This is a genomic window from Ramlibacter pallidus, from assembly GCF_015070875.1.
GTDB lineage: Bacteria > Pseudomonadota > Gammaproteobacteria > Burkholderiales > Burkholderiaceae_C > Ramlibacter > Ramlibacter pallidus.
The window spans coordinates 128,546-150,930 of the sequence record NZ_JADDIV010000006.1 but is presented as its reverse complement, the minus strand read 5'-3'; the positions used below and the strand labels follow the sequence as shown (position 1 = coordinate 150,930).

Here is a 22,385-nt window from a genome sequence, read left to right as displayed (position 1 = left end):
CGTTCAGGTGGGCAGCTCGTGGTGGCGGGGCGGGCGCATGACGCCGAGGGACCGGAGCACCACCTTGGTGGCGTCGCGGAAGTAGTCGTTGCGCAGCGCCGCGCGGACGCTGGCGCGGTCCCATGCCGCGCTTGCGGCATCCGGGGCCTTCGCCCGGCCGCCGGCCGCAGCGGCGATCGCCGCGAAGAGGGTGCGGCTCTCCTGCTCGAACAGCCCCACCTGCACCGCCACCGACTGCAGGATGGCCGAGGGCTGCGGCAGCCGGGACAGCTGGATCGCCGCGCCCAGGTCGGCATGGGCGGACGGCAGCAGTTCGACGCCATGGCAGTCTTCCGCCAGCCACCGGTTCTTGTGCGTGTTGCTCACCACCAGCCAGCTGGGGATGCCCTTGGTGAGGCAGAAGATCGCCATGTGGTAGCGGCCGCCGACGTGGAAGCGGACGTCCTGGAGCAGGGCTTCCGCTTCGTCCAGGGTGGCGTACGTCAGGAAACGTCCTCCCGCCGCCGTCACTTCGTCGCGGAAGCCGGCGAGGCGCTCCCAGCCCTTGGTGAGGACCATCGGCCGCACGCCGTTCGCCCGGCAGAAGTCCAGCGCCCGGCGGCACAGCGCCCGGTCGTCCTCCACGCTCGCGTGGGCGGCCGTGGTCACCAGCGCGTACTCCCGCTGCGCCGCATCGGCGTCGACCGGTGCCCCGCGCCAGGTGATCGCCGCATCCGGGCAGAACCGGCCGCCGTAGTGTTCGGTGGAAAGGCGGTCCCGGAAGAATGCCGCTTCGGCGCCGGCGACGAGCGACAGCAGCAGGTCCTTGCGATGGTCGCCGAACCGCGGAAAGGTGCCGTTCGCGATCACGAGCGGCTTGCGCAGCGACACGTGCGCGTACAGGGGCAGGCACAGCTGGCGGAAGACCCGGAACGCATTGTTGTCGTCCGAGATCGACCCCTCGGGGTGGTACAGCGCCACGTCGGCGCTTTCGACGTCGGCCACCGCCTGCGCGCCGTACTCCGCCAGCGACATCTCGCGCAGCACGCGCGCCGACAGCACGGAGGATCCGCGCATCAGGGCGAAGGCCGTGTGGGGCATGACCGGCTCGGACGACTTCCTGAATTTCCACGGGCACGAGATCACCTGCAGGTCGCTCCCGGCTTCGGCGGCCCGCTCCAGCAGCGAGGCCTTGAAGCGGGAACTGGTCAGCCTGCAGCCGATGTTCTCGCGTCCGTCGGTGTCGTTGATGACGGCAAGCCTCATGTCAGGTTCTCTGTTCCAGGCGGTCGGTGAGGAAGGAAGCCAGCAGCGGGTCGAGCACGACATTCTTGCCCGAGCGCCGCGCTTCGTCGACGACCCTGCAGAACACGTCCTTCTCCAGGCTGGTCTTGTGCACCACGTTCTGCGCCGTCCATGCTTCGACTTCCGCGGGCGACGAAAGCTGCTGCTGGTAGCCCGGAGCGTAGCCGGTGGTGTAGAACGAAAAGCCGCTGATGGCGAGCTCCGCGAAGTCGGACTGCAGCACGGAGTAGATGCAGGCCAGCCCGGTCGTGGGCCAGTAGCCGTCGAGGAGCTCGCAGAGCGCCGCGTACTCGTGCCGCGGGGTCGCCCGCACCTGCAGCCGCCGCAAGGCCGGGATCCGCCGGCCCAGCCGAGCGTACCTCGCCTTGGCCTTGAGGATCACCGCCAGCTTCTCGTCGGTCGGCGTGGGGCACACGATCAGGTGCGTCCCCTGCGCGGCGAGCGCTTCGCTGCGGATGGGGCCGGTGCTGCGTTCACCGTGTTCCTTCAGGTTGTGGTACAGCACGTCGGTGCGCGTGCCCAGCGCACCGCGCGCGTTCTCGACGAGGTCGAGCGAGGAGTTCACGCGCACGACGAGGTCGTACGCATCGATACGGGCCGGAGAGAAGTGGCGCGCGGCGGTGTCGGCAGGGCCGACGACGACGATCCGCTTGCCGCGGAAAGCCGAGCCGTCGTGCCAGAAGGCGCCGCCCAGGGCCGCGGCGGCCAGCCGGGCCAGCAGGGTCTTGGCGCGCCGCGAGGGCGACGGCTTCTGCCCGGTCATCGCGTAATAGGAAAGGCGGTCCGTCATGGGCGTGCTGTGGTTCGCGTCGTCACGGCGCAGCGTACAGGGCCAGCACCCGGTCCACCATGGTGGAAAGCTGGTAGTCCCGCTCGATCCGCTGCCGGCCCGCCTGGCCCATGGCGCGGCGCAGGCCGGCGTCGGCGGCCAGCGTCCGCATCGCATCGGCGATCGCGGCGGTGTCGGTGGCGTCGACCACCAGCCCGGTGGCGCCGTGCTGGACGACGGTGGGCATGCCGCCGGCGCGGCTCACCACGCACGGCAGCCCGTTGGCCATGGCCTCCAGCAGGGCCAGCGGCAATCCCTCGTGGAAGGAGACGAGGCAGAAGACGTCCGCGCCCGAGGTCAGGCGCGCGGCGTCGGGGTCCGCGCCCAGAAGGTGCACGCGGGCACCGATGCCGAGCGCGTCGATGTGCGCGCGCAGTGCACCGCGCTCGTCGCCTTCGCCGAAGAGGACGAGATGGGGCAGGGCGTCGCCACCGGCCGTCCCGAACGCCCGCGCGAATGCGTCCACCAGGCCTGCATGGTTCTTCTTCTGCCAGAGGTTCGCGACGCAGGAAAACAGCAGCGTGCCCGCGTCCAGCTGCAGGCGCAAGCGAAGCCCCCCCGAACCGTCCGGCCCCGAGGGCAGGCGGATCCCGTTGGGCACGACGCGCGAGGGCCAGCGCATGGTGTCGGCCACCTCCTGGGAGCAGCTGATGCGGACGTCGTCCATCCCGTGCGTGAGGTGCTCGCCGAGGCGGATCAGGGGATGGTGCCTCGCGAACGTGTTGTGGTAGGTGGTGACCAGGCGGTAGCCGAGCACGGGACGCAGCATGCGCGCAAGGAACTTCAGGCGCGGGGAATGCGCGTGGACGACGTCGGGCGCGATCCTGCGCAGCTCGCGCGCCAGGTCGCGCAGCAGGCCGCCCGCGCCGCCGTCGCCCACGCCGACCACCTCGACCCCGTGCGAGACGAGTTCCGGCCGCAGCGCATCGAGGTGCACGTCGGAGAACAGCACGCTGACGGAGTGGCCGCGCCGCTGCAGGTCCGCCGCCAGGTCGACGACGTGCCGCTCGGCCCCGCCGAGCGCCAGCGTCTTGATCAGCATGCAGATCCTCATGGAACGCTCCCGGTGGCGGGCGGGGCCGGCAGGAGGTCCAGCACGCGCACGTATTCGCGCGCGATGCGCCCGAGGTCGAAGCGCGGGGAGATCTCCAGCGCGCCTTCGCGCAAGCGTTGCCACGAGGCGGGATCGCCGGCCACCTGCGCCAGCGCGCGGAGCAGGGCGGCACGGTCGGAGAAGGGCGTGAGGCGGCCGTTCACGCCGTCTTCGAGCACGGTCGCGACATCGCCCACTTCCCAGGCGACCGTGGGCAGGCCGGCGAGGGTGGCCTCGATGACGACGCCGGGCACGCCTTCGGTCTCACTGCAGAGGAGGTGGATGCCGGCGCGCCGGTAGAACGGCCACACGTCCGCCACCTGCCCGGCGAACTGCACGGCACCCTGCGGGAAGCGCGCTTCGACCTCGCGTTCGAGCGCGGGCCGCAGCGGCCCGTCGCCGACGAAGGTCAGGTGCAGGTCGGGCCGGTCCCTGCGCAAGGCTTCCAGCAGATCGAGCACGAGCGCGGGGTTCTTCTCCGGCGACAGGGACCCCACCACGAGGATCTCCGAGGCGTCGCGGGGCGCCGCGGGGCCGGGATGCGACGGGGACCGCCTCCCGTTCGGGATGATCGCGATCCGCTCCGCCGGGACGCCGAACGCGGCGTTGAGCTCCTCGGCCTGTTTCGGGCCGAGGCAGATGCACATGTCGGTGCGGGCGAGCAGCCAGCGGTTCAGCGCCTTGCGCACCGCCGCGTGCGTCCGCAGCCACGGCAGGATCATCCCGATCTGCTTGAGGGCGAGGGCGGGGCGGCGGCCGCCACGGAAGGCGAGGGCAGGCAGCACCTCCTTGAGCGGACCTTGCCCGTGGCAGAGGACGACGGACGGACCCTCGGCGCGGAGTTGAGCGCGCAGCCAGGAGAAGGCGCGCAGCCGGGACAGCGTGGCGCTGCGCGGGGCGATCTCGCAGCCGTCGATGGCGGGCCGCGGCGAGGAAAGGCCCTTGAGGAAGACGATGCGCTGGCGCACGCCGCAGCGGGCCAGTTCCTCCGCGAGCTGCACGGCGAACGTCTCGGCGCCCCGCAGCCGCGGCCCGTTCATGACATGGATCAGCACGATGGGTTCCTCAATCCGGCCGACCCAGCCGCCCGACCGCGGAGACGAAGCCGGGAACGAGGAAGCGCGCCCCGGCTTCGGACAGGTGATTGTGGTCGAAGTAGAACACCTGGCCCTGCCAGGCATTCAGGCAGCGTCCCTTGATGGCCGTATCGCACAACGTACGGTCCGGCCGGTACTTCACCAGGCGGGGATGTTCGAGCGCGTCGAAGGCCCGGATCACCTCGGCGTACCTGCGCAGGTAAACGTCGTGGCGGGTCGAGAGGGTGTCGCGGCCGGCGCCGTGCAGCGCGGACTTGGCCAGGTACAGGGGCACGTCCCACCCGGCCTCGGGGATCGGGTACACGAGCACGACCTGGAGGCCGGCATCGAGGTAACGCTGCACGCCACGCCGCATCAGCTCCAGCGCATGGTCCTCGTGCGAGCGGCCCGGCCCGAGGTCGAAGAGGAAGGTCTTCTTGTCGTACACCACGGAGGCCGGGTCGTGCCCACCCTCGCCGTTGTCGAAAGGGGTGTCGTGGTAGAGCGAGGCGTAGCGGCCGGTCAGGACCACGGTCTTGATGCCGCCGCGGGTGACGTAGTCGAAGATCCTCCGGTTGACGCGGTCGCAGGCCAGCAGCGCCCGGTCGTAGCCGGAGAACGGCAGGCAACCCGAGACGGTGATCTGCGTGGCCGTGACGCCCTGCTGGCCGAGGGCGGTGGCGAACTGGGAGGCGACCACGTCGCCGTGGCTGTCTCCCAGCAGGGCGACCGCCGGCTCGCGCCCCGGGCCGAAGACGCAGTTCGGGTCCGGCAGTTCCGGCAGGCGGTCGACCCCCTTCATGGCGCGGTAGTGGCACGTCTTGCGGTGGGGATTGGTGTCGTCCTTCGCCGCCAGGTAGCCGCGCACGTCGGCCGGGATGCGAGCCGGCGCGCCTCTCGTGAGATGCCCGGCCAGCCCCGCGACGAACAGGAGGAGCAAGCCGGCGCACGCACAGGCGACGAAGCGCTTGCGATCCGAGAAGAAGGTGTTTCCGCGCTGGCGAAACGGCTTCTCCACGTAGCGGTAGGTCAGCCATCCGGCCACGAGCGCCAGGACGCTCAACGCTCCCATGAGCGCCGGGGACGGTTCCGTCAGGGCGCGCACCCTCGCGAAGGCGAAGATGGGCTGGTGCCAAAGATAGAAGGAGTAGCTGACCAGGCCGACCCCCACGAGGATCCGGCTGGAGAGCAGGCGGCCGACGACGCCGGTGCCGCCCGCGAACAGGATCAGCAGGCAGGCGCCGAGCACCGGCAGCGCGCTCAGGACCGAAGGAACACGCGTTCCGCTGTCGAAGAGGAAGACGGCGGCGACGATGAGGGCCAGCCCCGCTGCCGCGATGGCGTCGTTGCCGCGCGGGGGCCTCTTGAGCATCCACAGGGCGCACAGCGCGCCGGCCAGGATCTCCCACGCCCGCGTCGGCAGCAGGAAGAAGTTCGCCACCGGCGAGTAGCGCGACGCCAGCTCCGCGAGCAGGAGGCTGGCGGCCGCGACACCGGCCACGACGAAGACCTTCGTCCTCCAGGTGCGTGTCCGGATCGCCAGCAGCAGGAGGGGGAAGAGCACGTAATACTGCTCCTCGACCGCGAGGCTCCACGTGTGCAGCAGCGGCTTCAGTTCCGCGGCGGCGGCGAAGTAGTCGGTTTCGCGCCAGAACAGGATGTTCGATGCGAACAGGACGACGGCAACGAGGCCTTGCGCGTGGTCCTGCAGCTGCGCCGGGAACATCCAGAACCACGCGAACGGCAGGGTGGCGAGGCACACGGCGAACAGCGCGGGCAGGATGCGGCGGGCGCGGCGCTCGTAGAAGTTGCGAAGGGAAAGCCGTCCACCTTCGAGTTCATCCAGCAGGATCTTCGTGATGAGGTACCCCGAGATCACGAAGAAGACGTCGACGCCGACGTAGCCGCCCGAGAAGGCGCTGAAGCCGGCGTGGAAGAGCACCACGGGCAGGACGGCGACGGCGCGCAGGCCGTCGATTTCGGGGCGGTACTTCATGCCGGTTCGCTCACTTGGCCCATTCCCTCACCCTCGCCGCGAGGCCCAGTTGCCGCCCGAGCAGCGCGGAACCTTCGCGCGTGAGGTGCCCATCGTCGCGGAACAGTGCGACCCCCTCGAAGTAGGCACTGCAGACCCCTTCGCGGCAGATCGCCTCATCCAGCCGGATCACGGGCACGTCCGCCGCGATGCGCCGCATCAGCTCGAAGGGCCTGCGATTCGTCAGTGTCGAAACAGCCATGTCGCACGTGTCCGGAGAAAGGGCGAACCATTCCACCTTGACGCTGCACAAGCCGATGTCCCTGTCGTTGCGCGGCGTGGGCGAGACGAAGACCACCTTGCGACCGCTCTCCCGGATCTTCGCTGCCGTCTGCGCGATCTGCCCGCGCAGGAACTCCAGGTTGTCGCCCGTGGAGCGCACGTCGCCGTCCCGCAGCAGGAGATCGCCATCCACGATGGTCATCGGCGACGACAGGACGACGTACTTGACGGAGGGCGTTTGCACCAGCCACTCCATGACGCTGTCGTTGAACTGGATGCAGTCCCGCGCCTGCGCCAGAGGCTGCGCGGTTCCCACGCGCGCCACGCCGAGCACGGGATTGCAGCGCGACCTGGTGTGCTGCTGCATGCGAAGGTCCGGCTGGCTGGCGACGAGCGCAGGGGCCAGATGCATCGCGAAGCTGTCACCCCACAGGAGGAACTCCGGCTCTGCGGACGTCCGGCACGCGGGGGCGAGCGTGAAGCCGTCGCACTTGGCGCTCAGGCCGTGGTTCGGCTGGAGCCGCCGTTCCAGCAGGGCGAGGTCCGTGTCGCCCCCGCGCAGCTTGGGCAGGCCATCGCCCAGGTGTCCAACGGCAGCGAAGAGGACCAGTGCGGCTGCTCCAGCCCCGCAGGCCGCGAACAGCCTGGGACGGCTCGCAAAGAGCGCGAGCTTGCGCCGGCGCACGGGCTGTTCGACCAGGCGCCAGGTGGCGTACGCGAGCACCAGGGACGCGCCGATCAGCATCAGCATGACCGCGGCCGGCGGTTCGTGCGTGCTCCGGATCCTCGCCAGCGCGAACAGCGGCTGGTGCCAGAGGTAGGCGCTGTAGCTGACCAGCCCGACGCCGACGAGCGCGCGGGAGGAGAGCACCTTGCCGACCGCAGTGCCGTCGCCCGCGTAGAGGAGGATGAGGGCGGTCCCGAGGACCGGCAACAGCGCGTAGGCGCCAGGGAAGGGGATCTGGTTGCTGTAGAGGCCGATCGACAGCAGCACCATCACCACGCCGCCCGCGGCGAGCAGCCCGTTCTGCCGCTCGCCGCGATAGCGGATGGCATAGGCGCACAGGGAGCCGACCATCAGTTCCCAGAACCGGCCGGGTGCCAGGTAGAAATTCGCGCTGGGCCAGTGCCTGGAGCCCCACTCGCTCAGCGCGAAACTGATGACGGCGATGCCGCTGATGGCCCACAGGGCCGTCCTGCGACCGCGGGCCAGCAGCCAGACGAGCAGCAGCGGGAACACCAGGTAGAACTGCTCCTCGACGGCCAGGCTCCAGGTGTGGAGCATCGGCTTGAGTTCCGCCGCGGCGGCGAAGTAGCCTTCCTCGCGCCAGAACAGGAAGTTCGACGCGAACAAGACCACCGCGGCCAGGCTCTGCGAGAAGTCCTTGTACTGGCCGGGCAGCATCCACATCCACGCGAACGGGATGGTGGCGAGCATCACCACGAAGAGCGCCGGCAGGATGCGGCGGGCGCGCCGTTCGTAGAACTTCGCCAGCGAGTACGTGCCCGACTCGATCTCCTCCAGGAGGATCCCCGTGATGAGGTAGCCGCTGATGACGAAGAAGACGTCGACGCCGACGAAGCCGCCGGAGAACGTGCTGAAGCCCGCGTGGAACAGCAGGACCGGAAGGACCGCAACCGCGCGCAGCCCATCGACCTCGGGACGGTATTTCATCCGGCCTCCTGCTACACCGCGGACGGGGCTTCGGCGGCTTCCTGCGGGCTCTTGCCCGTCCGGCTCACCAGCTCCTGGAAGATGGCGTTGCCGGCCAGCAGTTCCTCCCACGTGCCGAACGCGGAGAGGCGCCCCCGGTCGAGGACCATGATGCGGTCGCAGTGGCGCACGGTGCTCAGGCGGTGGGCGATGATCAGGACGGTCTTGGTGCCGGGCAGCTGGTTGATGGCGTCCACCACCTCCGCCTCCGTGACGTTGTCGAGCGCGCTGGTCGCCTCGTCGAAGATGATCAGGTCCGCGTCGTGGTACAGCGCCCGCGCGATGCCGATGCGCTGCCGCTGTCCTCCGGACATGCGCACGCCCTTCTCGCCCAGGCGGGTGTGGAAGCCTTCCGGGAGGTCCTTCTCGATCACGCCGGTGAGGTTCGCGATGTCCGCGCTGCGCCGCACCTTGTCCATGTCGATCTCGGCCGACGCAATGCCGAGCGCGATGTTCTCCGCGACCGAGGCGTCGGAGATGAAGATGTCCTGGGGCACGTAGCCGACGGTCTGCTGCCAGGACCGGATGTTCTGGTCGGTGAGTTCGACGCCGTCGACCGTCAGCGCGCCGCCTTCCAGCTTGAGCAGGCCGAGCAGCAGGTCGGCGAGCGTGGTCTTGCCGGCCCCCGAGCCGCCGACGATGCCGACGCGCTCGCCCCGCCGCACGCAGAACGACAGGTCGACGAGGCTGCTGCGCTCCGCCTGCTCGTAGCGATGGTGCACGTGCTTCGCGCAGACCTCCTGGCGGAACGGCAGGGGCTGCGGGGTCTGGTGCACGAGGGGCGGCAGCTCGGGCTCCTTCTGCAGGTCGCGATACACCTGGCCGACCGCGGCGGCGCCGTACTGCAGCTTGTTCAGTGCGGCATAGGTGCGCTGCAGTTCCGGGATGAGCCGCTGCGCGGCGAACGCGAAGATGCCCAGCAGCGGGATGATGTCGCTGGTGTTCTGCTGCGACGCGAGCAGCCGCGGGTCCAGGACCAGCAGGCAGATCAGGACGATCCCGCCGAGGGAGGCGGCCTCGACCACGTACTTGGGGGCTTCGCCGATGACGTTGGCCCGGGTGCGGCCGTCCGCGATGCGCGTCGACGGGTCCTCGAACCGGCGCAGGTAGTGCGCTTCGCGGCCGAGGATCTTCACGTCCTTGATGCCGTTCAGGGCCTCGCCCGCGATCCGGTAGCGTTCGTTGTTGGCCTGGACGCGGATCTTGCCGAGGAGCGCCACGCGCCGCCGGCTGTACCCGAAGGTCACCGCGTACACGGTGCCGAGGAACACGATGGCGGAGACCGCGATGAGCGGGTTCATCGCGATCACGACGGACAGGATGGCGGCGACGGTGAGGGCGGAGGCGACGAGGTCCGCGGTCGGCTTGTAGACCTGCATCACCAGCTGCTCGCATTCGGAAAGCACGGACGTGGCCATGTCCCCCGAGTGGCTGCGGATGAAGAATTCGTAGGGCTGGCGCAGGTAGACGGCGAGCAGGCGGCAGCTCACCGTGTGGATCAGGTTGGCCGTCAGCTTCCAGGTGGCGTGGACGCGCCAGATGTTCGCGACGCTGGAGAAGGCGATGATGGCCACGGCCGCGGCGCCGAGGAGCGCGATGAACCGGTACTCGCTCGAGATGCCCGTCCACCGGTAGGCCTGCGCGATCACCCCGTTGCCCTGCAGCAGCCGGGGGTCGCTCAGCACCGACAGGAACGGGATGACCGAGGCGATCGTCAACGCCGACGCCAGTGCCGCGATGACGATGGGGATGCACACGAGCAGGGCCCTGCGCCGCTCGGCGGCGGTCAGGATGCTCACGGCCATTCTGAAGGTGTCACGCATCAGTTCACCAGGATTTCGAGACGGGCCGGCGCGGCGCCGGCACCCCGGTCAGGCCGCGTAGTGCTTGCGATACCACTGGACGAAGCGGCCCACCCCGACGGCCACCGGGGTGTTCGGCTTGAACCCCACCCAGGCGTCCAGCTCGGAAGTGTCCGCGTTCGTCGCCGGCACGTCGCCCGGCTGCATCGGCAGCATGTTCTTGCGCGCCTCGATGCCGAGGGCTTCTTCCAGCGCGCGGATGTAGTCCATCAGCGGCGTCGGCTGGCTGTTGCCGATGTTGAAGATGCGATAGGGCGCGTTGCTCGTGGCCGGATCGGGCGACGACGGGTCGAAGCCCGGCGAGGGCGTCGCCGTCTTGTCGTTCACGCGGATCACGCCTTCGACGATGTCGTCGACATAGGTGAAGTCGCGCACCATCTGGCCGTTGTTGAAGACGTCGATCGCCTTCCCTTCCAGCATGGCTTTCGTGAAGAGGAACAGCGCCATGTCCGGGCGCCCCCACGGGCCGTAGACCGTGAAGAAGCGCAGCCCGGTGGTCGGCAGCCGGAACAGGTGGCTGTACGTGTGCGCCATCAGCTCGTTCGCCTTCTTCGAGGCGGCATAGAGGCTGACCGGGTGGTCGATGTTGTGGTGCTCCGAGAACGGCATGGCGGTGTTGCCGCCGTACACGCTGGAACTGCTGGCGTACGTCAGGTGCTCCACGCCGTTGTGGCGGCAGCCTTCCAGGATGTTGATGAAGCCCTGCAGGTTGGCGTCGATGTACGCGTGGGGGTTGGTGAGCGAATAGCGCACCCCGGCCTGCGCGGCCAGGTGGATCACGCGCTGGGGCTGCTCCTGCGCGAAGACGCGCGGCATGCCTTCGCGGTCCTCGACGCTCAGGTGGTGGAGGCGGAAATTCGGGTGCGCCTTCAGGCGCTCGAGCCGGGCGAGCTTCAGGTTGACGTCGTAGTAGTCGTTGAGGTTGTCGACGCCCACCACCGTGTCGCCGCGTTCCAGCAGGCGAAGGGAGGTGTGCATTCCGATGAAGCCGGCGGCGCCGGTGACGAGGACTTTCATTCTGTTCAGAGCCGGATGGCCTTTGTGCGAAGGGTGGTCGGGGACGGGGGAGCTAGAAGCGTGCCCGCGTCCGCGACGCGCCCTGGGTGGGTTTCGGAGGCGGCTCGGTTCGAGTGCTCGCCCGGGCGGAAACCGCGCGGCCGTTCAGGACAGCGCAATGTAGCAGCTTGATACATTCAAGACAATCAACCATTCATGGGTTTACGAGAAGGGCGCGGCGTTCTTCACGCGCGCGCGAAGGCCGGGCCCGTGGGGTCGACGGTCCCTAGCGCCGCGGGCGGTACAGGAAAGGCCGGCGGAACATGCCTCCGAAGTGGTGCGGGTTGAGACCGCGCAGGGTGAGGAGGTTGGCGCCCGGCCGCAGCCGGCCCGAGACGTCGACGTCCCATTCGAAGCGGTAGTCGTTCTTCCACCAGGGCTCCCGCAGGGGCCGATGCTTCACCAGCACGCCGTTGACGTAGAGCCAGCACTCGTTGAACAGCCCCGGGAAGAGCAGGTGCACCTCGCCGGCGGACTGGGCGGCGTCGAGTTCCACGTCCGCCTGGTACCAGTAGTGGCCGGTGAAGCTGTGGCCGTCCGGGTGGCGCACGCCCTGGCCCTGCATGTAGACGTCGGTCCGCAGCATCTCCCAGGCGTCCGGATAGTCCTTCCGGTTGGCTTCCGTGACGCGCGGGGCGGCCGTCTTCCAGTGGGACAGGTCGGCGCGCGTGTACGCCCAGCCCCGGGCGAGGCCGGTGTCGGTGGCATCCCTGCGGAACGCCCACTCGAGCGGGGTGCGTGCCAGCAGCGTGCCGGCGGTGCCGTCGGTCAACGTGGCCAGGGCACGCATCTGCTCGATCTCGCCGGGCAGCCAGCGCGGCCCCTTCTCCCCCATGCGGTAGTTCGTGAAGGTGGGATTCATGGCCGTGAGCTTCTCGCGGGCGGCCAGGGCCTTCTCGCCGTGCTCCGCGGCACGCGCGTACTGGTTCTCGGCCGCGGATGCGTGCACCAGGCCGACGTAGTTCTCGATGATGTCGAACGACAGGCTGGTGAAGTCCATGCGCTGCAGGTACAGCGCTTCGTTGCGTCCCGGGGCCGGCTTCGCCCGCAGGGGCGCCACGGCACGCTGCGCCTCGGCCAGGTGTCCCTTGAGGGTGGCGACGAGCGCCCGCGTGTAGATCGCCGGTGCGACGAAGTGCTCGTGTTCGGTGGCGGTCGTGTCCTGCCAGGCCTTGAAGATCGCCGTCCAGTACCGCGCCATCGCCGGGGCCGCGGGCCCGTAGAAGGCGGGGTAGAACTCGGCCAGCAGGGCGTCGACGTCCTGGTCGGGGTTCCACAGGAGCTGCAGCCGGAAGAACAGGTTGAGGAACACCGTCGACGTGGCGCCGCGGCTTTCCGTGAACGCGCCGAGGATGCCGGCCTTGCGGTAGTGCCTCACGTCCTGCGCGAACGCATGCTGCGAAGGGTTCGGCAGGTCGCGCCAGATCAGCTGGCCCTGGTCGTAGTCGCGGATCAGGAGCCGTCCCTGCATGACGTCGGCCCAGCGGTACATGATGCCCTTGAGCTCCTGCCGGGGGGTGGAATGGAGGTCGTCCATGCCGTGGTTCGGGTCGATGTCGATCGGCGCCAGCCACATGACGACGTTGGGCTCGATCTTGAGCACCTGTTGTGGCGGGAGCGTGACATTCGAATACGCCAGCCCGAGGATCTTGGTGGGACTGTCCGGATGTTCGTCGCGGAGCTTGCGCGCGACGCCGTTGTACAGCGTCATCATGGCGTCGGTGTTGGCCGGCGCGAGCATGTACTTGTCGATGATGCCGGCCTGCAGGGCGGCATCGTTCTCGGACCCGCTCACGTAGCGGCCGTCCTCGATCGCCAGGGAGATGCCCGGCACCCCCTTCGCATAATCCGGCTTGATGCGGGACGCCACGTGATCGATGGTCTGCGGGTCCGACAGCGGCACGCTGAATGCCGTCTTCCCCGGCGGGACCAGCTCCTTGGTGTAACGCCCGAGCGCGTGGCTGGCCTGCCAGGGGGGGCGGGGCGTCGCGAAGTTGCGCCGATGGAAGTCGGCCAGGCCGGTCGCGTCGCCGCGCCACGCCAGCCAGTAATGGCGGATCTCGAAGGGCGAGCCGTAGACGATGTCGAGCGCGCCGGCGGAGAGGTCCCTGTGCTCGGGCACGACCTCGCCGAACGCCGTCGGCATGTACCACCGGCAACCCCACTCCTGCAGCAGGCGCGCGACGGCGTAGTAGTGCGCTCGGTCGCTGTTGCCCGCGACGAGGAGGCGGTCGCGCACGCGCCGCACCGCGACGGCATCCGAATAGAGCAGCGGGTCTTTCTTGGCTGCATCCCGCAGCCGGGCGGAGAGGGCGGGCTCCGCGGCCAGCGCCGCCTGGCCCACGAAGATGCCCGGCCCCGCGGGTGCCGGTGTTCCGGAGGCCCAGGTCACGACCGCCAGCCGGGCGCCGGACATCATCTCCACGTACTTCACGAGGTCGGCGCCCGCCAGTTTCTCTTCCTTGCCGGCGTCCGCGGCGACGACGACCGGGACGAGGGGCTTGCCGTCCTGCACCACGTGCAGCGGCGACGCGTCGTCGCGTCCGGCGGTCCTGGCGACCGTCCATGGCGCAGCGCCTCCCACCGCGAGGCCCGCGATAAAGTCACGTCGAAGCACCTGTGCCTGCCCTCACTAGAATGCGGTGCACGATCGTAGCTGAGGCACTGCGTGCCCTTGTGTCATTTCTCGGGCTTGCGTGCATGGAACTGCAGGACATCCTTTTCAGCCAGGGCTTCGGTCCCCGGCGCGTGTGCCTCGGGCTCGTGCAGGGCGGGCACGTGACCGTGGAAGGGGCGCCGTGCACGGATCCTTATGCGGATTTCCCCGCCGAGGGCCTGCGGTTCTCGGTGGAAGGCAAGCCCTGGGCGTACCACGCGAGGGCTTACCTGATGTTGCACAAGCCCGCGGGTTACGAATGCTCCCAGAAGCCCTCCGCCTGGCCAAGCATCTACACCCTGCTGCCCGCACCCCTGCGGCAGCGGCCCTCCAAGGGCGCCAACCCGGGCGTGCAGGCGATCGGCCGGCTCGACCAGGACACGACCGGGCTCCTGCTGCTGTCCGACGACGGCGCCTTCATCCACAGGATGAGCTCACCGAAGCACCACGTTCCCAAGGTGTACGAGGTGCAGGCGGCCGACGCCGTGGACGACCGCCAGGTGCGGCAGCTCCTGGCCGGGGTCGTGCTGGACGACGACCCGCGCCCCGTCCGGGCCGCCGCCTGCGAGGCCACCGGGCCGCATGCCCTTCGCCTGACGCTGACCGAGGGCAAGTACCACCAGGTCAAGCGGATGCTCGCCGCGGTGGGCAACCGTGTGGTGGCGCTGCATCGCTCCCGCATCGGAAAGCTGGAACTTCCCCACGATCTGCCCCCCGGCGGGTGGCGCTGGCTCACCAATGCCGAGCTTGCCGCAGCCTCTGATCGGGGACAATAGCGGCCGCCCCTGCGGTCCTCCGCCGGCCGCCCTGGCGCGTTGAAGTGCCTTCCCCCCTGAGTGCCCGCCCGTGAATCTTCTTTCCCCCTGGCGCGCCGGCCTGGCCGCCGCGCTGCTGCTCCTGGCGTCCGGCCTTGCCGCCGCCCAGCGCGCGCCCATCTTCGTCCTGAATTCGCTGGAGGCGGACGTGAGCGTGATCGACGCCGCCACGTGGCGGGAGGTCAAGCGCATCCCCACGGGCAAGGAGCCGCACCACCTGTACATGACGCCGGACGAGAAGTCGATCATCGTCGCCAACGCGCTGGCCGACTCGCTGACCTTCATCGATCCGCGGACGGCGGAGGTGCAGAAGACCATCCGCGGCGTGGTCGACCCGTACCACCTGCGCTTCTCGCCGGACATGAAGTGGCTGGTCACGGCCGGCAACCGCCTGCACCACGTCGACGTCTACAAGTGGGACGGCAAGGACCTCGCGCTGGCCAAGCGCATCCCGACCGGCAAGACGCCCAGCCACATCTACATCGACACCCGCAGCACCGTGGCCTACGTGACGATGCAGGACAGCGATGAACTGGTGGCGGTGGACCTTGCCCGCCAGGAGATCCGCTGGCGCATCAAGACCGGCCCGATGCCGGCCGACGTCTTCGTGACGCCGGACGACAAGACGGCCCTGGTGGGCCTGACGGGCAGCGACTCGGTGGAGGTGTTCGACGTGAGCGGCGACGCGCCGCGCACGGTGCGCAAGATCAAGACGGGCGCGGGCGCCCACGCCTTCCGCGGCGCCGGCGACCAGAAGCACGTCTACCTGAGCAACCGCGTCGCCAACACGATCAGCAAGATCGACGTCACCACGCTGCAGGTGGTGGAGACCTATCCCGCCCCCGGTGGCCCCGACTGCATGGAAGTGCTGCAGGGCGGCCGGCTGCTGATGGTCACTTCGCGCTGGGCGCGCAAGCTGACGGTGATCGACACCCAGACGAAGCAGATCGTGAAGCAGGTCAAGGTGGGCAAGTCACCCCACGGCGTATGGACGCTGGACCATGCGGCGCGGTTCTAGTCCGCGCTCCCTCCCCCTCTGGGGGAGGGTTGGGGTGGGGGCGCTCGGCCTCGTTCTTCCCGCGGCGTTCGCGCAACCGGCTCCGCCGCCGTCCGCCTGCGGCAAGCCGGTCTACCTGACCTTCGACACCGGCCACATGGAAGTGGCCCCGCTGGTGGCCGACGTGCTCAAGCGCCATGACGTCAAGGTCACCTTCTTCGCCGCCAACGAAACGACGAAGGAAGGCGACGGCAGCCTCGGGAACCACTGGGCGGCCTGGTGGAAGGCGAGGGCGGCCGAAGGCCACGAGTTCGCCTCGCACACCTGGGACCACACCTACTGGCGCGCCGACTTGCCGGGTGAACCTGTGCGCTTCCGTGTGCGCGCGTCGTCGGGGCCGCAGGCCGGCAAGGACTTCACCTGGACCGCCGCGCAGTACTGCGCCGAGATCGACAAGGCCTCACGCCGCCTGGAGGAGCTCACCGGACGCAAGCCGCTGCCGCTGTTCCGCGCGCCGGGCGGGAAGACCTCGCCGCGCTTCCTCGCCGCCACCCGGGCCTGCGGCTACCAGCACGTCGGCTGGTCGCCGGCCGGGTTCCTGGGCGACGAGCTCCCCAGCGCATCGGCCAGCAACGCGCAGCTGTTGCAGAAGGCCTTGCGCGACATCCGCCCCGGTGACATCCTGCTGGCCCACCTGGGCATCTGGTCGCGCAAGGACCCGTGGGCACCGGCCGTGCTGGAGCCGCTGGTCACGGGGCTGAAGGCCAGGGGCTTCTGTTTCGCCACGCTGCGCGACCACCCGGACCACCGGGCCTGGATCGCGCGCACCAAGTAGTACGGTTCGACCATGCAGTGGATCCAGGAAATCTTCGAGCGCGCGCAGCAGTGGCTGTTCGAGACGGCCACCCAGCCGATCCTGTTCTCGTTCGGCTTCGGCAACTTCCTCGAGGACGGCTACACGGCCACCGGCTGGCTGCTGGTGGGCCTGGTGCAGATCGCGGTGATGCTGGCCATCATCGGGCCGCTGCAACGCTGGCGGCCGGTGGAGCCGATGACGGATGTGCGCGCGATCCGCACGGACGTGCTCTACACGCTGCTGCACCGCCTGGGACTGTTCCGGCTCGCGCTGTTCTTCAGCGTGGAGCCGCTCTTCGACGAGATGTTCAGCGCGCTGCGCGTCGCCGGCTTCGCCACCTGGCACCTGGACCAGCTCGCCGCCGGCTTCACCGACCACCCCTTCCTCAGCTTCCTCCTGTACCTGGTGGTCTTCGACTTCGTCGACTACTGGATCCACCGCGGCCAGCACGGCCTGAACTGGTGGTGGAGCCTGCATTCGCTGCACCATTCGCAGCGGCAGATGACGATGTGGAGCGACAACCGCAACCACCTGCTGGACGACCTGCTGCGTGACAGCCTGCTGGTCGTGCTGGGGCAGATGATCGGCGTGGGGCCGGGGCAGTTCGTGGCCATCGTGGCCATCGCGCAGCTGAGCGAGAGCCTGCAGCACGCGAACATCCGCCTGCATTTCGGCCGCATCGGCGAGCGGCTCTGGATCTCCCCGCGCTTCCACCGGCTGCACCACAGCATCGGCATCGGGCACGAGCGCGGCGTGGCGGGCGACTCGCTGAAGGCCGGCCGCAGCCCCGCGCTGGGCGGCCACAACTTCGGCGTGCTTCTGCCCTGGTGGGACATGCTGTTCCGCACCGGCAACTTCGAGATCCGCTACGACCCCACCGGCATCCGCGACCAGGTGGAAAAGGGCCGCCACTACGGCACGGGGTTCTGGGAGCAGCAGTGGTTGGGGCTGCTGCGGCTGGTCGGGAAGGCCTGAGGCGAATGCGCACCGGATGGCGCATCGGGATCGCCGTCCTCGTTCTCGTGACCATCGCTTCGGCCGGCGTGCTCGTGTCGGCCACGCGGGCCGGGGCTGCGCTGCTGCTGTCGGCGCTCGAGCAGGCGTCGGCGCCGGTCGAGCCCGGCCGGCTCGCGGGCCAGGTGGATGCCATCGTCGTGGTCGGAGGCCGCACCGCGCGCGTCCACCATGCGGCCCGGCTGCACCTGGCCACCGGGCTCCCGGTGCTCCTCAGCGGCAAGGGCACCGGCGACAGCGGCTTCCGGGCAGAGTCCGAGAAGATGGAAGACATCCTCCTGCGCCAGTACGGCGTCGGGCCGCGCTGGGTGGAGACCGAGTCGGTCAATACGCACCAGAACGCCGTCTACTCGTGGTGTCTGGTGGCGGGCATGGGCGTGCGCCGGATCGCTCTGGTCACCGACCCGTACCACATGCCCCGCGCACGGGCGGAGTTCGCCGCGGCCGGCTTCGAGGTCGTTCCCGCGCCCGTCCCCGGCGGCACCGACCCCGGCGGCCGACCGCCATTCCGCTGGAGCCTGGAGGCCTTCCGACCCGGCAAGGCGGGATGGCAGGCGGCGCGCCGGCCCTTGCTGGAATGGGGCGGAGCGATGCGGGCCGCCCTGGCGGGAACGGTCCCTTTCCGCGCGCCATCCTGTCCCTGAGCGTGGCCCCGGCGCCGGCATGGAAGAATGCGCACTGCCCCAGACCCGGCGTCCGCCGCCACGACGACCCCCATGCCCCAAAACCCTGACATCGGCCTCATCATCGTCGGCGACGAGATCCTCTCCGGCAAACGCGTCGACAAGCACCTGCCCAAGGTGATCGAACTGCTCGCCGCCCGCGGGCTGCAACTCGCCTGGGCCGAATACGTCGGCGACCAGCCGGGGCGCATCACCGACAGCCTGAGGCGCGCCTTCGCCTCCGGCGACATCGTGTTCTCCACCGGCGGCATCGGCGCCACGCCCGACGACCACACCCGGCAGTGCGCGGCCCGGGCGCTCGGCATCGAGCTCGAGCTGCACCCCGAGGCCGAGCGCCTGATCCGCGAGCGCATGCAGGACGTCGCCCGGGAGCAGGGCACCACTTACGAGCCGGACCGCCCGGACAACGTCCACCGCCTGAACATGGGGGTGTTCCCGAAAGGCGCGACGCTCATCCCCAATCCGTACAACAAGATCCCGGGCTTCAGCGTGCGCGACATCCACTTCGTGCCCGGCTTCCCGGTGATGGCCTGGCCGATGATCGAGCACGTGCTGGACACGCGCTACGGCCACCAGTTCCAGCGCGGCGCCTACGTCGAGAAGTCGGTGATCGTGTTCGGCGCCATGGAGGCCCTGCTCACGCCGCTGATGGAGCAGGTGGAGCGGGAGCACCCGGGGGTGAAGGTCTTCAGCCTGCCGAGCGTCGACCATCCCACCCTGGGCAAGCACATCGACCTCGGGGTCAAGGGCGCGCCGGCCGCGGTGGACCCGGCCTACGGGCTGCTCCGGTCCGGGCTCGAGGCCCTGGGCGCCAAGCTCGGCCCCGAACTGGTGCGTCCTTAGCTGCACCATTGCAGTGCAAGAGGAGGATTGCACCGGCGAGGTGCACTGCTGAGCGCAAAACCGGGCCGGAAGCGGCGAGAATGCGCCTCTTCCGCCCTGCCGGCATGCACCAGCTTCTGGCACAGAACCTGCATCCTGCCCGCCGTCCCATTCGACAACCACCAACCATCCCCAGGAGAACCTTGATGGCAGCCAAGACCGTCGCAGACGTCATGAAGATGGTGAAGGAGAACGAAGTCAAGTTCGTCGACTTCCGCTTCACCGACACCCGCGGCAAGGAGCAGCACGTGACCGTGCCTGTGTCCCATTTCGACGAAGACAAGTTCAGCGCGGGCCACGCGTTCGACGGTTCCTCCATCGCGGGCTGGAAGGGCATCGAAGCCTCCGACATGCTGCTGATGCCGGACCCGAACACGGCCAACGTCGACCCGTTCTTCGAAGAGACCACGCTGATCCTGTCTTGCGACGTGCTGGAGCCGGGCGACGGCAAGGCCTACGACCGCGACCCGCGTTCGATCGCCAAGCGCGCCGAGGCCTACCTCAAGGCCTCCGGCCTCGGCGACACCGCCTTCTTTGGCCCGGAGCCCGAATTCTTCATCTTCGACGACGTGCGCTGGGCCGCCGGCCCCTCCGGCTGCTTCGTCGAGATCGACGAATACGAAGCCCCCTGGAACACCGGCAAGAAGATCGAAGGCGGCAACAAGGGCCACCGTCCCACCACCAAGGGCGGTTACTTCCCCGTGCCCCCGGTCGACAGCACGCAGGACATGCGCGCCGAGATGTCCCTGATCCTCGAGCAGCTGGGCATCCCGGTCGAAGTGTTCCACCACGAAGTGGCGGGCGCCGGCCAGAACGAGATCGGCACCAAGTTCAGCACGCTGGTGCAGCGCGCCGACTGGTCGCAGCTGCAGAAGTACGTGATCCAGAACGTCGCCAACGCCTACGGCAAGACGGCGACCTTCATGCCCAAGCCGATCGTCGGCGACAACGGCTCCGGCATGCACGTGCACCAGTCCGTGTGGAAGGACGGCAAGAACCTGTTCGCCGGCGAAGGCTATGCCGGCCTGAGCGAGTTCGCGCTTTACTACATCGGCGGCATCATCAAGCACGCCCGCGCGCTGAACGCCATCACGAACCCCGGCACCAACAGCTACAAGCGCCTGGTGCCCGGCTTCGAAGCGCCCGTGAAGCTGGCCTACAGCTCGCGCAACCGCTCGGCGTCCATCCGCATCCCGTACGTGGCGAACCCGAAGGGCCGCCGCATCGAGTGCCGCTTCCCGGACCCGCTGATGAACCCGTACCTGGGCTTCGCGGCGATGCTGATGGCCGGCCTCGACGGCGTGGAGAACAAGATCCATCCGGGCGAAGCCGCCACGAAGGACCTGTACCACCTGCCGCCGGAAGAAGACGCGAAGATCCCGACCGTGTGCCACAGCCTCGACCAGGCGCTGGAGTACCTGGACAACGACCGCGGCTTCCTGACCAAGGGCGGCGTGTTCAGCGACGCCATGATCGATGCCTACATCGAGCTGAAGATGACGGAGGTGACCCGCTTCCGCATGACGACGCACCCGATCGAGTTCGACATGTACTACAGCCTGTAATTAATCACAGGCTGAGCGGTAAAGAGGCGACATTTGTCGCCTCTTTCCCTTTTAAATCAATCACTTAATTTGCAATCTGAAGAGTTTGCGCGATACTGAAAGGCCGTCCCCCGTGCATCCGTCCGATGCCAGGAGAACCGTTCATGAAGACCGCATCCATCCTCATCTCCGCTGCTTTCGTCTTTGCCGCCGCTGGCGCGTCCGCGCAGGCGCAGATCTTCCGTTGCCCCGGCAACGTGTACACCAACAGCCAGGCCGAAGCGCAGTCGCGCGGCTGCAAGCTGATGGAAGGCGGCAACGTGACGGTGGTGCAGGGCACCCGCGTGAACGGGGCTGCGGCGACCGGCGTGGCGAACGTCAGCGCGCCCGGCAGCGCGGCCTCCCGCGAGGCGGTGCGCGTGAACTCCGGCGACCAGAAGGCCCGCGACAGCGATGCCCGCGCCATCCTCGAAGCCGAGCTGAAGAAGGCCGAGACGCGCAAGGCGGAACTGCTCAAGGAATACAACAACGGCGAGCCCGACAAGCTGGGCCCCGAAACGCGCAACCACCAGAAGTACCTGGACCGCGTGGCCGAACTCAAGGCCAGCATCGAGCGTACCGACAATGACATCAAGGGACTCCAGCGCGAACTTGGCCGCACCGGCGGCAGCACGGCTTCCAAGTAAGGTCGAGCGCTTCCAGTCGCTCGACCTGCTGGCCACGCTCGTGGCCATGGTCCGCGGCGACGGCACGGTGCTGTTCGCCAATTCCGCCCTCGAGGACGCGCTCGGCACCTCCCGCCGCAGCATCGAGGGCGCCAGCTTCCTCCCCTTCTTCACCGAACCGCAGGTCCTGCGCACCGCCCTCGACGGCGCGCGCATCAACGAATACGCCGCGCTGCGCTACGACGCGCGGCTGGTGCGCCACCTGTCGGAGCCCATGCCCGTGCACGTCGTGCTGGCGCAGACCGACACCCCCGACGAGTTCGTGGTGGAGCTCCTGCCGCTCGAGGCGCAGGCCCGCCAGGACCGCGAGGAGCGCCTGATCGACCAGGCGCAGGCCAACAAGGAACTGATCCGCAACCTGGCCCACGAGATCAAGAACCCCCTCGGAGGCATCCGCGGCGCGGCGCAGCTGCTGGAGATGGAGATCGAGGGCAAGGACCTCAAGGAATACACCCGCGTGATCATCCACGAGGCCGACCGGCTGCAGACGCTGGTCGACCGCCTGCTGGCGCCGCACCGCCGGCCGCACGTGGTGGGCGACGTGAACATCCACGAGGTGTGCGAACGCGTGCGGTCGCTGATCCTCGCCGAGTTCCCGCGCGGGCTGCGGGTGGTGCGCGACTACGACACCTCCATCCCGGAATTCCGCGGCGACCGCGAGCAGCTGATCCAGGCGGTGCTGAACATCGCGCACAACGCGGCGCAGGCGCTGGCCGAACGCATGGCCGCCGGCGACGCGATGCTGACGTTCAAGACGCGCATCAGCCGGCAGGTCACGTTCGGCAAGCAGCGCTATCGACTGGCACTGGAATTGCATGTCATCGACAACGGGCCCGGTGTACCGGACTCGATCAAGGACCGCATCTTCTTTCCCCTGGTGTCGGGGCGGGAAGGCGGGTCCGGCCTGGGGCTCACGCTGGCGCAGACCTTCGTGCAGCAGCACCATGGCCTGATCGAGTGCGACAGCGTGCCGGGGCGGACGGACTTCAAGATCCTCATCCCCTTGCCCTGAAGCCTTTTCGAGAACATTGCAGCCAGCCTG

General features: G+C 69.0%; 18 protein-coding genes. 9 read left to right on the top strand and 9 right to left on the bottom strand.

The window, feature by feature from the left end:
- Positions 1–3: 3 nt before the first annotated feature.
- The 9 genes from IM787_RS20295 to IM787_RS20255 all read right to left on the bottom strand — a co-directional run bounded on the left by IM787_RS20295 (position 4) and on the right by IM787_RS20255 (position 13,788).
- The gene (locus IM787_RS20295) at positions 4–1,245 is read right to left on the bottom strand and encodes a polysaccharide pyruvyl transferase family protein (protein WP_193678543.1); all 1,242 of its coding nucleotides are present in this window, start codon (positions 1,243–1,245) and stop codon (positions 4–6) included.
- 1 nt (position 1,246) lies between these two features.
- On the bottom strand, positions 1,247–2,074 hold the full coding sequence (locus tag IM787_RS20290) for a glycosyltransferase family 29 protein (RefSeq protein WP_193678542.1): 828 nt from the start codon (positions 2,072–2,074) through the stop codon (positions 1,247–1,249).
- A 22-nt stretch (positions 2,075–2,096) separates the two neighbouring features.
- Positions 2,097–3,167 (bottom strand): glycosyltransferase family 4 protein, encoded by a 1,071-nt coding sequence (locus IM787_RS20285; RefSeq protein ID WP_193678541.1) that lies wholly within the window; start codon positions 3,165–3,167, stop codon positions 2,097–2,099.
- Positions 3,164–4,261, bottom strand: coding sequence for a glycosyltransferase family 4 protein (locus tag IM787_RS20280; protein WP_193678540.1), 1,098 nt, complete (start codon positions 4,259–4,261; stop codon positions 3,164–3,166). Before IM787_RS20280 ends, IM787_RS20285 begins: the two co-directional genes overlap by 4 nt.
- A 10-nt stretch (positions 4,262–4,271) precedes the next feature.
- Entirely contained in the window at positions 4,272–6,278 is a 2,007-nt protein-coding gene (locus IM787_RS21620; RefSeq protein WP_227494534.1) for an acyltransferase family protein, read from the bottom strand.
- Positions 6,279–6,288: 10 nt separating this feature from the next.
- Positions 6,289–8,214: an acyltransferase family protein gene (locus tag IM787_RS20270; RefSeq protein ID WP_193678539.1), complete on the bottom strand. Its 1,926-nt coding sequence runs from the start codon at positions 8,212–8,214 to the stop codon at positions 6,289–6,291.
- A gap of 11 nt (positions 8,215–8,225) precedes the next feature.
- Complete coding sequence (locus tag IM787_RS20265; RefSeq protein WP_193678538.1) at positions 8,226–10,052, bottom strand: ABC transporter ATP-binding protein; 1,827 nt, start codon at positions 10,050–10,052, stop codon at positions 8,226–8,228.
- Positions 10,053–10,124: 72 nt separating this feature from the next.
- Positions 10,125–11,132, bottom strand: coding sequence for an NAD-dependent epimerase (locus IM787_RS20260; protein ID WP_193678537.1), 1,008 nt, complete (start codon positions 11,130–11,132; stop codon positions 10,125–10,127).
- A 265-nt stretch (positions 11,133–11,397) separates the two neighbouring features.
- Complete coding sequence (locus tag IM787_RS20255) at positions 11,398–13,788, bottom strand: DUF4838 domain-containing protein (RefSeq protein WP_193678536.1); 2,391 nt, start codon at positions 13,786–13,788, stop codon at positions 11,398–11,400.
- Between the two features lie 83 nt (positions 13,789–13,871).
- Here IM787_RS20255 and IM787_RS20250 point away from each other — a divergent pair, with 83 nt between their 5' ends.
- The 9 genes from IM787_RS20250 to glnL all read left to right on the top strand — a co-directional run bounded on the left by IM787_RS20250 (position 13,872) and on the right by glnL (position 22,355).
- Complete coding sequence (locus IM787_RS20250; RefSeq protein ID WP_193678535.1) at positions 13,872–14,603, top strand: 16S rRNA pseudouridine(516) synthase; 732 nt, start codon at positions 13,872–13,874, stop codon at positions 14,601–14,603.
- Between the two features lie 70 nt (positions 14,604–14,673).
- Positions 14,674–15,660 carry a YVTN family beta-propeller repeat protein gene (locus IM787_RS20245; RefSeq protein WP_435531177.1) on the top strand — a complete coding sequence of 329 codons (987 nt, stop codon included), beginning with the start codon at positions 14,674–14,676 and terminating at the stop codon, positions 15,658–15,660.
- Positions 15,644–16,474, top strand: a complete 831-nt coding sequence (locus tag IM787_RS20240) for a polysaccharide deacetylase family protein (protein ID WP_193678534.1) — start codon at positions 15,644–15,646, stop codon at positions 16,472–16,474. Before IM787_RS20245 ends, IM787_RS20240 begins: the two co-directional genes overlap by 17 nt.
- Positions 16,475–16,486: 12 nt before the next feature.
- Positions 16,487–17,470 (top strand): sterol desaturase family protein, encoded by a 984-nt coding sequence (locus IM787_RS20235; RefSeq protein ID WP_193678533.1) that lies wholly within the window; start codon positions 16,487–16,489, stop codon positions 17,468–17,470.
- Between the two features lie 5 nt (positions 17,471–17,475).
- The gene (locus tag IM787_RS20230) at positions 17,476–18,153 is read left to right on the top strand and encodes a YdcF family protein (protein ID WP_193678532.1); all 678 of its coding nucleotides are present in this window, start codon (positions 17,476–17,478) and stop codon (positions 18,151–18,153) included.
- A gap of 72 nt (positions 18,154–18,225) precedes the next feature.
- Positions 18,226–19,035: a competence/damage-inducible protein A gene (locus tag IM787_RS20225; RefSeq protein WP_193678531.1), complete on the top strand. Its 810-nt coding sequence runs from the start codon at positions 18,226–18,228 to the stop codon at positions 19,033–19,035.
- Positions 19,036–19,220: 185 nt separating this feature from the next.
- Positions 19,221–20,639, top strand: coding sequence for a type I glutamate--ammonia ligase (gene glnA / locus IM787_RS20220; protein ID WP_193678530.1), 1,419 nt, complete (start codon positions 19,221–19,223; stop codon positions 20,637–20,639).
- Between the two features lie 143 nt (positions 20,640–20,782).
- On the top strand, positions 20,783–21,304 hold the full coding sequence (locus tag IM787_RS20215; RefSeq protein ID WP_193678529.1) for a hypothetical protein: 522 nt from the start codon (positions 20,783–20,785) through the stop codon (positions 21,302–21,304).
- 46 nt (positions 21,305–21,350) lie between these two features.
- A complete protein-coding gene (gene glnL / locus IM787_RS20210) occupies positions 21,351–22,355 on the top strand; it encodes a nitrogen regulation protein NR(II) (RefSeq protein ID WP_227494554.1) in 1,005 nt (334 codons plus the stop codon).
- The last annotated feature ends 30 nt before the right edge of the window (positions 22,356–22,385 follow it).